Origin of the sequence: Myroides sp., assembly GCF_032073645.1 — a bacterium.
Lineage (GTDB): Bacteria > Bacteroidota > Bacteroidia > Flavobacteriales > Flavobacteriaceae > Flavobacterium > Flavobacterium odoratimimum.
Genome location: NZ_DAMANB010000006.1, coordinates 151167 through 163355 on the forward strand (window position 1 = coordinate 151167; position 12189 = coordinate 163355).

The window sequence follows — 12189 nt, forward strand, 5'->3', positions numbered from 1 at the left end:
TTATTTTTGAACTTTAATAACAACACTAACACACAATGACATTAAAGTATCAAGGAAAGACTAAAGATGTATATAGTCTATCAAACAATCAAGTTCTTTTAAAGTTTAAAGACGATGTAACAGGAGAAGATGGTGTATTCGATCCAGGTGCAAATACAGTAGGTTTAACTATCGATGGAGCAGGTAAGAGTGGATTGAAAATGACAAAACACTTCTTCGAAGTTTTAGCACAAAAGAATGTTCCTACACATTATGTTTCGGCTGATATAGAAGATGTATCGATGGTTGTAAAAGAAGCGATACCATTTGGTAAAGGATTAGAAGTAATCTGTCGTTACAGAGCAGTAGGAAGTTTCTTTAGAAGATATGGGGCTTATTGTACAGAAGGTCAACCATTAGATAGCTTCGTAGAAGTAACCATTAAAGATGATGAAAGAGCAGATCCAACTATTTCTGACGATGCATTAGAAATGTTAGGTATATTATCAAAAGAAGAATATGCAATTTTAAAATCTCGTACTAAAGAGATTTGTCAAATTATAAAGGATGAATTAGCTACTAAGAATTTAGAGTTATATGATATCAAATTAGAGTTTGGAAGAGATAAAGCTACTAATGATATTATCTTAATAGACGAGATTTCTGGTGGTAATATGAGAGTGTATAAGGATAATGTCTACATCGCTCCATTAGATTTAGAAAAAGAGTTTTTAAAATAAGAGAAAATAAAAGAGGGATATTATTATAATATCCCTCTTTCTGCTTAAAACCTTTATTTAATAGGTTCATTTGTCGATTCAACATTGCTTTTTTGCTCTTGAATATTTTCATTTGCAATAGCATTAGTTGTATTTGTTTCTCTTGTAGCTTGTTTGAATTCTTTAATTCCTGTTCCAAGTCCCTTCATTAATTCTGGAATTTTCTTTCCACCAAAAAGTAATAAAGCTATTGCAACAACAACTATTAATTCAGAAGGAGCTACTCCGCCTAATGGGATAATTGTTGAAACCATATTGTAAAGATGTTTTGATTGAGGAAAACAAATGTAATTAAGAGAAATCTTAATCAATTTTTTTTAACATGATTTTAATTTGCGAATAAAGGAATTACTCTCTACCAATTACTCTTTTATCAACATAATTAGAATTCATAATTCTAAGAATCCCCATATAGCTCATATGAAATGAGATCGTGTCACCCACTTTTAAGTTTTCTGGGTTATCTCCTAGATCCATAACCATCATATCAGAACTAGATCCTACGAATTGCTGCTTAGCATTGATAGGGGTAATGTGGTCTTCTTCTATATCTAATAACCCTAAGTCTATAATCGCTCTATAATTCACACTATTTTCCCATTCTGGTGCTAACTCTACTTTCTCTCCTGTCATTTTCAATCCGATTTCTCCCTCAGGCATCATCGGCTTTTCATATAGCTCAATAATTTCTGCATGAAGCATAAAGATATTCTGTTCAAAATCAGGATAAGCTACATTGTCATAGGCATTGGTTCCCATAAATAAGGTTTCTCCAATTCTAAAGTGATTAATAGCTGTAGGGATAGTGTCATTTAATATTAAAGGAAGCGTTACAGATGCACCACCAGATAGATAGGGGATTGTCTTTTTAAATTTGAGTTCCAGTAGGTCTCTAAATAGCGTTAGCTGTATTAGTTTATCATTATTAGGTAATACGCCATACATGCAGGTAAGATTAGTGCCTAGTCCAATAATATCAATGTTAGGTAGTTCAAAGACTTGGCTGTAGAAGTCTATCAGTTCTTCTCTTAGAACACCTTCTCTTAGTTCGCCAAGTTCTACCATAATAACAATTTTATGTACAGTATTCTGACGTTTAGCTTCTTCAGAAAGAAGTTTGATCGTCTCTAGTTCTGTATTAAAACTGATATCTGCGTACTCAATAATTTCTTCAATACTACCATTAGGGGCAGGTTTAATATAAATGGTTTCAACTGTAGGATCAATTTGTTTGATCATTCTTAAGTTAGAAACTCTAGAATCACATATTTGTTGAGGGTTTAATGCTAAAACCTCTCTGAGGAAGGTCTCATCACCACAAAGTAATTTTCCTACAACAGCCCAGTGTATTCCTTTCTCCTGAAATAGAGCATCTAGCTTGTTGTAATTATGTTTTAATTTACTTTGATTTAATGTTATATAAGCCATCTTCCTATTTTGTTAATCTCATTTCTATGTATTTTTTCTCAAAGCCTTTTCGTTCATATAAGTTTTGAGCAGGATTATCTTTATCTACATGTAGTGCAATAGAACCGTGGGCCTCTTGTTTTAATCTATCTATTAATTGTCCTCCTAGACCTTGACCACGTACACTAGAGTCTATCGCGATATAAACAAGAATATGTTCAGGGATAAATCCTCCCATTAAGGTGTCTAGTAAGACTGTAATACCAACAATCTCTTGTTTTGGATTTTTGGCAACTAATACAAATCCACCTGGTTTGTTGTCATAAGAAAGAGCGTAGTGAATTGCTTTTTCTATATCTTGTTTCTCGTCTCCATATTGTTCTAAATGAAGGTATAGAAAATCAACATATTCTTTGATTTGTGATTCGTTTGTAGAGGTGTGTTTGTCTATTTTATGAATTGAAAGCATAAAAAAAATGTTTATATGCTTATTTAGGCTTTACAGAAAAGATGAAGACAAAATAGAAAAGGTAAAAACCTTTGATTTGAAAGTAAAAAAATAGAAACGAATATTGTGTTTCTACGGAATATCTCTTTTAATAAAATAGCTAAATAAGCTTGATTAAATAAATTTGATTTTTGTAAAAATACAAAAAATATGATATTTTGACAAGTTTAAATGATATTTGATGAGAAAAAGTAATTTTTATTGATTGTAGTTGCGCTTTGTTTTTATAAATAAAAGTAGGGGCAATACCTTTATTATAAAGGGTTTAGTAATGGTGTAGTAAGAGAGATAAAAAGACAAAACTAAAGTATACTTACTATTAACCCAAATGCGATTAATAAGTAACTTTATCACAATTATCTAAGAAGTAAAACAAACAGCAATATAAATAATGGTATGATAAAATATTCAAATATCGGATTTAAAAATGCTGTTTTTTATTCGTATTTAGTGATAAACTAAAGGTGGTTTTATTCTGACTTACTAGGGGATTGCTTGAGGGTTTCTTGCACCTTTCTTCGAGAAAAGCACCTTCTGGGCAAGGAAAGCCCAAGAAAACTCCTAGGAATCCCCTAAGAAGTGCAAGCAAAACGCTATTATTTTATTCATAATTAACGAAATCAAAACTTATGTATTTATACTTCTCTTTCTGCTTTAACAAATTGGTTTCCCTTCAAAATAAAGTGTAAAGCCTTTTAATCCGGGTTTAACCCAAAATACGGATTAAAAAAAGGCTAATAGTGAGTTCTATTAGCCTTGTACATTTATTGAATATCTAGTCGATATGTTTTGCGTTCTTTGTGAATCTCTGGATCTAGCTGTTTCCAGAGTTGTTGAATTTTATTGTTTTCAACCAATAGAGGATTAGTCTCGACAAATGTGATATTGTGTTTTGAAAAACACTTGTATATCTCTTCAAAAATTATTGCAGTTACTCCTTTATTTCTATATTCAGGATCTACACCAATTAAATAGAACTCTGCATGACTGTTTTTCTTAATTGCTTGTAGTAAATGCCAAAAACCAAAAGGGAAGAGTTTTCCATTAGCCTTTTGGAACGCTCTTGAGAATGAGGGCATTGTAATGGCAAAAGCAATCATTTTATTATTTTCATCCATAATACAAGAGATGTAGTCTGGATGAATAAACTGTAGGTATTTCTTTTTATAGTGCTCTACTTGAAAAGGCTCTATAGGTACAAAGCTTTGTAAGTCTGCATAAGTCTTGTTTAATAGAGCAAACATCTCATCAACATAAGGCATTAGTTCTTTAATCGTTTTGAACTCTAGTACTTTTACATTGTATCTCGTTTTTATAAGAGAAGACATTTTGTCTATTTTCGGTTTATCAAATTTAGAGATATCGAGTTTGTATTCAATCCATTCAGCCTCAGGTTTAAAACCAAGTTGTTGCATATGTTGTGGATAATACTCGAAGTTGTATAGTCCTATCATGGTTGCTATATAATCAAACCCTTTAGTAAGCATTCCTGCCTTATCCATATTAGAGAATCCCATAGGGCCTTCTATATATTCCATATTTTGGCTTTTACCGAATGCGATAACAGTGTCTATTAAAGCTTTTGTCACTTCAATATCATCAATCATTTCTAACCATCCGAAGCGCACTTTAGGCTTGTGTAAATCTTTTACTTCTGTCCAATTGATACAGCAAGCAACTCGTCCTACAATTTCATTGTTTTTATAAGCTAGGTAAAAGTGAACATCTACAGTTTTGAAGATATCGTTGTTTCTATCAAAACTTTTGATTTCTTCTTTAATCATAGAAGGAACCCAGTACTTATTGTCTTTATATAGTTTAAAAGGGAACTTAACGAATTCTTTAATTTCTTGATTCGTTTTAGCTTCTCTAATTTCAATCATTTTGTTTCGTTTTTATAAACTCAAGATTACAAAGATACTTATTTGTGATATTAGAAAAACAAGGTTTGTCTAATTAAAAGTATAGTTGTTATAGTAGTTTCTTGATAGTAAGGAGTTCGTTATACTTTTGTTGTTTAGGATAAGACCGAATAGAATAGCTTTCTTTAGGAAATAAAGTATAAAATTGCTCATTACGAGCCTCATCTTCTTTTGTCAGTACTATGGTGTTAAATAATATGAAGCCTTTTGGGTTTAATAATACTTGTAACTTCTCAACAAAATAACGTTCAAATAAGAAGTCAGGCATTCTTGCATCTTGAAAGATATCTATGATGATTAGATCATACTGTTCTTTAGAACGCAAGACAAATTCAAAAGCATCTATGTTGTGAATAACGTGGTTAGTGTTGTACTTTTCGATATCAAAGTACTTTTTACCAATAAATAGAATAGCTTCATCTAGCTCAACACTATCAATAGCACTCTGGTATTTTACTTCATCTCTTAATGTCTTTAGAACTCCACCTGCTCCAAGACCAAGGATAAGCACCTTGTTCATTTTTTTGATTTTCTCAAAACCTATAAAGCTTAGACCGTTCTTTAGTACTTTTTCTAGATTACCGTAAGAGTAGTTGGTGTGTTTAGTATCTACTACTAGATGTCCATCAATCCAAGTTACTTCTAATTGTTGACTAACTTTTGAGGGAATTCTCTTTTCTATAACTGGGGTAAAATAACTTAGGATTTTCTTTATCATTTTTTTCTAGCTCAACTTTCCTTCAAAGATAAATCAAATATTAGATACCTAAAGTTACAATTTTTATTACTTGAAATAGGTTAAGGTTAGCGTGGTTTGAATTGACTAAATGTTCCGTCTTTATAAAAAATAACGACTTGTTCAATATCTCCTTTATCTGTTCCTAAGGTAAAATGAGGGAGAATATTTTCAGTACTATTTTCTTCTTTTTGGTCGTGAATAGAGATGTTCTTGTCCGTTGTTATTTCTTCTTTTTTCTCTACAAAACTTGGAGCTGATTCTTCTTCTTTTTCAGCCGAAAAAAGATCAGTTGAGTAAGGAGTGGTCATTGGAGTAGAAGGAGGAGTTTGGATAATTTTAGTGATAGTAGTGGTATTGTCTTTCTCTAAATAGTTACCCGTTCCTTTGATTAACCATTCCAAACTTAGCTCAGGAAAAGCTTCGTTTATTTTTAAAATAAAGTCTAAACTAGGTTTATTTCTACCTGACAAAAGGTGAGATAAACTTGACCTTTGAACACCAACTTTGTCTGCAAAAGAAGAGGCAGAGTAGTCATAGTTGTGAAGTATAAATTCAAGTCTGTTTACAAAGTTATCCATAGCATTTTGTTTATAGAAGTAAATAGTTATAGTGTTTACAAATGTAATATTGTTTATAATATTACAAATGTATACATATTTAGAATTGTAAACAACACTAAAGTTTATGTTTAAGTAATAATATATAAAGTACTGATAAATAATTAAGTAGCTGACATTGTTTAATTTTGTAAACTTCTAAAGTGTTGCTGATGGTAGTTATAGTTTAAGTATGTTACTTTTGTAAACAAAGAGTTACTTTAAATTGTTTACAGATGTAAAAGATAAGTTATTTACATTTGTAACATCATATAATAATAGAGGGATGAACTATAACTTTTTAGTAGATAACTATACCAATAAATGTGTGTCAGGTAGATATGTGACAGCTGACATGATTGTTGATTTTTTAAATGACTTAAACCTAAACTTCAAGGTTGAGGAGAAAGGAAAATCAGTAGAAGGAAGATCGATAAAAACGATAACATGGGGTGTTGGTAGCACGCGTATTTTTATGTGGTCTCAGATGCACGGAAATGAATCTACAACAACAAAAGCAGTATTAGATTTTCTTCTTTTACTCCATCAAGAAAAAGAGAGTTTCATTAAAGAATGGTATGCTAAATTTACCTTTTATATAGTGCCTATTCTGAACCCTGATGGAGCACATTATTATACTCGAGTAAATGCAAATCAGGTAGACCTTAATAGAGACTCTATTGACCTTAGTCAACCAGAAAGTAAATTGCTTAGAACTTTATTAGAAGAGTATAAACCAGACTATGCATTTAACCTACATGATCAGCGAACAATATTTGGGGTAGGAGAGACTGGGAAACCTGCTACAGTTTCTTTTTTAGCTCCTTCTTATAATATGGAAAGAGAGATTAACGATAATCGCTTAAAAGCAATTAAATTAATCGTGTCAATGAACAAAGAACTTCAAAAGGTAATTCCAGGACAAGTAGGAAGGTTTGATGATGGGTTTAATATAAATTGTATTGGAGATTATTGTCAATCACTAGGTATACCAACCATATTATTTGAAGCAGGACATTATCCTGAGGATTATATAAGAGAAGAAAGCAGAAAGATTATATTTAGAAGCTTACTAGTGGTAGTTTCTGAGATATTTTCTTCAAATTATGAGAATAATACAGTAGATTCCTATTTTAGTATTCCAGAAAACAGTAAAAACTTCAATGATATAGCTATTGAATTTGTCAAACTTAAAGAAACTGACGAGGATTATATTGTAAAAATCCAATATTTAGAGCAATTAGAAGAAGATAATGTTAAACTTTATCCTATAATTGTTGATATTATTAAAAAAGAGAGTAAATTTGTCCATCATCGTATAAAAGAAAATCTCTTTTTTAAAGAAAGTATTGAAAATATTGATGAAGTACTAGATAAAAGATTAACTGAGGTTATTGATTTAAAGGCTGAAGAGGTTAATTATTTATTAAAAAAATAATAAAATTTATTTTTTTTTCAGAAAATCCAAATTTTATTTAGTATTATTGTACAGAATTATAGATTATAATAAGATAAATAATTGATTTATGAGTAAATTTCGTTTAGATGAAATCGATCACCAAATCCTAGATATGTTGATTGACAATACGAGAGTTCCTTTTACAGATATAGCAAAAAAACTATTAATCTCTGCAGGTACTGTTCACGTTCGTGTTAAGAAAATGGAAGATGCAGGAATTATCCAAGGTTCTTCTTTAACATTAGATTATGAAAAATTAGGATATGCTTTCATCGCATATATTGGAATCTTCTTACATAACACGTCACAAACTAAGTTTGTATTAGAGCGTATTAATGAAATTCCTTTCGTAACTGTAGCGCACGTAACTACAGGTAAGTTTAACGTGTTCTGCAAAATTAGAGCGAAAAACACACGTCATGCAAAAGAAGTTATTTACATGATTGATGATATCGAAGGAGTTTACAGAACTGAATCAATGATTTCTCTAGAAGAAAGCATCAATGATAAAAAACGTTTAATGCATACGATCTTTAAAGAACTTTAAGATTAGAATGTATATCACATATAAAAGAGAGTATCTACTAGATACTCTCTTTTTTTGTATTTATATGGGATAGAGACTATAAAAATGTCAAGCTGTGATTAGGTTTATAGGGCATCTTTTCTTTTTATTTGTATTTTTGAAAAAAAAACATGGACTCATTAACACAAATCATACTAGGTGGTGCGGTTGGAAATGCTATTGTAGGTCGTAAGATAGGCAATAGGGCAATTCTTTATGGAGCAATAGCAGGTACTATACCTGATTTAGATATTTTGTCTGGTTTTTTTACTGATCCTATCACAGCTGTAGAAGTACATCGTGGGTTCACACATTCTATTCTATTTGCTTTTTTTGGAGCTATATTGTTCGGTTATTTACTCTATTTTATAGAGAAAAAGAATAAAGTAACCTATGAAGAGGGGTTTTGGCTTTTCTTTTGGGGATTCTTTACACATGCCCTCTTAGATATGTTTACCACATGGGGGACTAGACTGTTTTGGCCTCTTGATTATTCTTTTGCATTCAAGTCTATCTTTGTGATAGATCCATTATATACTTTACCTTTTGCCTATTTCTTAATACGCTCAATGCGGGAGAAGTCAAACTTAGACAAAAGAATGTTTTATAATAGAATGGGATTCTATGTAAGCTCATTCTATCTATTTATAACGTTAATGCTAAAGGCATTCGCGTTTTACAGTTTTACTGACGCATTAGATCGCCAAGGAATTAAGTACACAGAAATGTCTGTAAAGCCTACAGTGATGAATACTATCCTTTGGAATGCTATTGTAGAAACAAAAGATTCTTTTTTAATAGGAGAGTACTCTTTCTTTGATAAGTCTCCTATTACCTTTCAGGAGTTTCCTAAAAACCACACTCTTATAAAGTCTTTAGAGAGTCACCCACTAATTGTACGCTTAGTAAAGATTAGCGAAGGATATTATACTTTTTCTGAAAAGAAAGATGAAGTCTATTTCAATGATTTGCGCTTTGGTCTGTTGAAAAATGAAGGAGAAGAAGTGCAGTTTGCTTTTAGTTATAGATTCTACTTAGATGATAAAGGAGAGCTACAAGTAGAAGAAGTGAAAAAAGAGAGAAAAGATGGTTTTAAATTATTGAAAAAGCTATGGTTTAGACTCCAAGGAGTATAACTAAATGAGAAAAACTTATTATTCTTTTACCTATGTCAGCTTATCAAAAACATTTTATTCATATTATTTCAGAACAACTGCCGGAGGGAGTAAAGCTAGTTGATTTTATCTCTGAGCTAATTCATCTAGGTAAGGAGGCTTGTTATAGAAGAATCAGAGGAGAAGTGGAGTTTACCTTGACAGAGGTAGTTACGATAGCAAAAGCAATGAACATTAATCTTACTTCTTTAATTATTAGAGAAGGAGGAGATAAGATTACTTGTAACTTAAGAGTATTAAAGGAGGATACTTTAGAACAAGTTTACATCAGGATGATAGAGGCTGAATTAAACGTTTTAGAGGGGTTTGAACAAAAAAGTAGACATACACTTCACATGGTGTGTAAAGAACTTCCAGAGCTTCTGTATTTAGCTTCAGATAACCTGATGAAGTTGCGTTTAATGAAAATAGAATTAAACCAAGGGGTTTTAATACCGACAGCGTTTAAAAAAATTGAGATAACCTCAGCTATCAAAAGAATTCAACAACGATATTGGCAAGCTTTGCAGGACTTTAAACTCACTGTGTACTTAGGGCCTGATATATTAAATATGTTGGTATACGATATCTTGTATTTTTATAAGATCAATACATTAACAGAAGAGGATAAAACGCTAATACAAAGTGAGCTTAATGATGTAATAGATCTACTTAGCTTGATAGGAAGTACAGGGAAGTATAAGAATAAAGAGATAGAGCTTTATCTGTCTTATTTAGGATTAGATATTTCTCATAACTATTTAAAATCTGATGGATTAGAAGCAAGTGTAGTACATCTAAGTAGTCCAAATAGTATTTTATCATTTGATCCTGCATTTAATAACGCACAAGAACATCGCATTAACATGATAAAACGGACTTCTACTTTGATTAGTTTGTCAGGAGAACCCGAGAAAGTAGCTTATCTAAACAAGCAGAGAGAGGTTTTAAAAAATATAAAGAGCAAGTAATTGCTCTTTTTTTGTGGGAATAGACATAGATGTTATTCTTTGTTTCGCTATTAGACACAGATTGAAAAGCTCTTTTTCTTTTATAGTTGTTATTTACAGCTAATAAAAAACGACAGATCAATGGCAAATAAAGATTTTAAACCAGGCATAGAACAAGCGAAAGCACTTGATAAGGCAGATGTATTATATAGATTTAGAGAAAGATTCTTCCCCTTAGCAGATAATAAGATCTATATGGATGGTAATTCTCTAGGGTTAGCGTCTAAGGATGCAGAGCAAGCTTTGTTACAAGTGATGGAGGTATGGAAAAGAGAAGGTATTCTAATTTGGAATGTAGAGAGTGGACATTACTTTAACTATGGTAAGAATCTAGGAAATAGAGTAGGTCGTTTGATTAATGCACAGGAGAATGAGGTAATGATTACAGCTAATACAACGCTTAATATACACCAGGTTATAGCGACATTCTGGAAACCTACTAAAGAACGTTATAAGATACTCGTAGATGATTTAAACTTCCCGACAGATAGATATGCTGTAGATAGTCAGATAGCATTAAAGGGGATGAAGGTAGAAGAAGTTTTAAAAGTAGTAGAGAGTAGAGATGGAGTGTTCATTGATGAGGACGCGGTGATAGAGGCGATGACCCCAGATGTAGCAGTGATTTTATTGCCTTCTGTTTTGTACAGAAGTGCTCAACTCCTAGATATGCAACGCCTAACGAATGAAGCGCATAAACGCGGTATATACATTGGTTTTGACTTATGTCACTCTATTGGAGCATTAGCACATGATTTTGACTTAATTAATCCAGATTTTGCTATCTGGTGCAATTATAAGTATCTATCAGCAGGTCCTGGTTCTACAGCAGGTCTTTATATCAATAAAAAACATTTTAATAAATCAGTGGGACTTGCAGGTTGGTTTGGAAATAAAGACGAAACACAATTCCAACTAAAGCATGAGTTCGAACAAGCTTCTGATATAACAGCTTTTCAGACAGGGACGCCTAATATTTTTTCGATGGCTCCTTTGGAAGGAGTATTAAATATATATGAAGAAGCGGGAATGGAGCATATTAGAGCAAAGTCATTAAATTTGACAGCTTATATGATGTATCTCATCGATACTCGATTAAGACCATATGGATATTCGTATAATAATGAAACAGAAGACCATAAGCGTGGAGGACATATAGCATTAGTCCATGAGGAAGCTTATAGAATTTGTTTAGCCTTAAAACATCATAATATTATTCCTGATTATAGAGAGCCTAATGTTATTCGTCTTGCTCCTATAGCATTGTATAATTCTTATCAGGAAGTCTATAAGTTAATCGAAGTATTAGAAGTAATTGGTCAAGAACAGCAATGGAATAATTTTAGCAATCAAAGAGCAATAGTTATTTAATTTAATATAAAGAAAGACGTTTCAATAGTATTTGGAGCGTCTTTTCTTTTTACTTTTACAATAGAATTAGAAATTGTTTACTGAATGATTATTGATATTAATCAACATAAAATCTCTATTGGGAGTCATTATGACATATTTATTGATGGAGAAAAGATGTATTATGGAAAGCAAAAGCTTTTTAAGTTGTTTGCAGAAGTGAATTTGTTTGCAGAAACAACCAATGAACAAGCCTTTAAGTTCAAAAAGAAGTTCTTTCTGTTGTACCCTACCTATGTACTAACTGATAGTCAAGGAAGAGAAGCTATATTAGAGATGAAGTCCTATTGGAAGACTCACTATCAATGTACTTACCAACATAAAGTATATGATATCTATGCACATCGAGGGCGCAAGTGTTCTGTTTTTATAAATGGAAAGCAAGTAGCATGGTGGGATAAGCAGGCAGTGTCTTGGTTTGATGGAGATAATTATCAAATTATAGCGGATGATGATGTGAATGCAGAAGTGCTGATTGCTTGTTGTTTAGCTTATGATAACTATACTTATAAATCTCAAGATAAAGGTGTGTTTAATTATGATCTAGGTAACTTAATCTTTCAAAACAGAAGTTTTGATAAACAGTGGAAACCTAACAATAAAAATAAATAAAGCATTTTAGGATAAAAAGGCTCTTTAACACTAGTGTTGAGAGCCTTTT

General features: G+C 31.6%; 13 protein-coding genes. 7 read left to right on the forward strand and 6 right to left on the reverse strand.

Annotation, left to right across the window (positions count from 1 at the left end; genetic code table 11):
- Positions 1-35: 35 nt before the first annotated feature.
- The gene (locus RT228_RS06705) at positions 36-719 is read left to right on the forward strand and encodes a phosphoribosylaminoimidazolesuccinocarboxamide synthase (protein WP_006258958.1); all 684 of its coding nucleotides are present in this window, start codon (positions 36-38) and stop codon (positions 717-719) included.
- A 53-nt stretch (positions 720-772) separates the two neighbouring features.
- Here RT228_RS06705 and RT228_RS06710 read toward each other — a convergent pair whose 3' ends face one another.
- The 6 genes from RT228_RS06710 to RT228_RS06735 all read right to left on the reverse strand — a co-directional run bounded on the left by RT228_RS06710 (position 773) and on the right by RT228_RS06735 (position 5912).
- Positions 773-1012 carry a twin-arginine translocase TatA/TatE family subunit gene (locus RT228_RS06710; protein WP_006261141.1) on the reverse strand — a complete coding sequence of 80 codons (240 nt, stop codon included), beginning with the start codon at positions 1010-1012 and terminating at the stop codon, positions 773-775.
- Between the two features lie 94 nt (positions 1013-1106).
- On the reverse strand, positions 1107-2186 hold the full coding sequence (locus tag RT228_RS06715; RefSeq protein WP_006263518.1) for an alanine racemase: 1080 nt from the start codon (positions 2184-2186) through the stop codon (positions 1107-1109).
- Positions 2187-2190: 4 nt separating this feature from the next.
- Complete coding sequence (locus tag RT228_RS06720; protein ID WP_006263519.1) at positions 2191-2634, reverse strand: GNAT family N-acetyltransferase; 444 nt, start codon at positions 2632-2634, stop codon at positions 2191-2193.
- An 803-nt stretch (positions 2635-3437) separates the two neighbouring features.
- Entirely contained in the window at positions 3438-4556 is a 1119-nt protein-coding gene (locus tag RT228_RS06725; RefSeq protein WP_006258953.1) for a GNAT family N-acetyltransferase, read from the reverse strand.
- Between the two features lie 88 nt (positions 4557-4644).
- On the reverse strand, positions 4645-5313 hold the full coding sequence (locus RT228_RS06730) for a spermidine synthase (protein WP_313138527.1): 669 nt from the start codon (positions 5311-5313) through the stop codon (positions 4645-4647).
- An 86-nt stretch (positions 5314-5399) separates the two neighbouring features.
- The gene (locus RT228_RS06735) at positions 5400-5912 is read right to left on the reverse strand and encodes a helix-turn-helix transcriptional regulator (RefSeq protein WP_313138528.1); all 513 of its coding nucleotides are present in this window, start codon (positions 5910-5912) and stop codon (positions 5400-5402) included.
- Between the two features lie 304 nt (positions 5913-6216).
- On the opposite strand from RT228_RS06735, the gene RT228_RS06740 reads away from it, so the two are divergent.
- The 6 genes from RT228_RS06740 to RT228_RS06765 all read left to right on the forward strand — a co-directional run bounded on the left by RT228_RS06740 (position 6217) and on the right by RT228_RS06765 (position 12140).
- On the forward strand, positions 6217-7368 hold the full coding sequence (locus RT228_RS06740) for a M14 metallopeptidase family protein (protein WP_071307647.1): 1152 nt from the start codon (positions 6217-6219) through the stop codon (positions 7366-7368).
- An 88-nt stretch (positions 7369-7456) separates the two neighbouring features.
- Entirely contained in the window at positions 7457-7936 is a 480-nt protein-coding gene (locus tag RT228_RS06745; RefSeq protein ID WP_006258948.1) for an Lrp/AsnC family transcriptional regulator, read from the forward strand.
- 149 nt (positions 7937-8085) lie between these two features.
- Positions 8086-9090: a metal-dependent hydrolase gene (locus tag RT228_RS06750; RefSeq protein ID WP_006261145.1), complete on the forward strand. Its 1005-nt coding sequence runs from the start codon at positions 8086-8088 to the stop codon at positions 9088-9090.
- A gap of 32 nt (positions 9091-9122) precedes the next feature.
- Positions 9123-10079 (forward strand): hypothetical protein, encoded by a 957-nt coding sequence (locus RT228_RS06755; protein WP_006261146.1) that lies wholly within the window; start codon positions 9123-9125, stop codon positions 10077-10079.
- Positions 10080-10199: 120 nt separating this feature from the next.
- Positions 10200-11489, forward strand: coding sequence for a kynureninase (gene kynU / locus RT228_RS06760; RefSeq protein WP_313138529.1), 1290 nt, complete (start codon positions 10200-10202; stop codon positions 11487-11489).
- An 84-nt stretch (positions 11490-11573) separates the two neighbouring features.
- On the forward strand, positions 11574-12140 hold the full coding sequence (locus RT228_RS06765; RefSeq protein WP_313138530.1) for a hypothetical protein: 567 nt from the start codon (positions 11574-11576) through the stop codon (positions 12138-12140).
- The last annotated feature ends 49 nt before the right edge of the window (positions 12141-12189 follow it).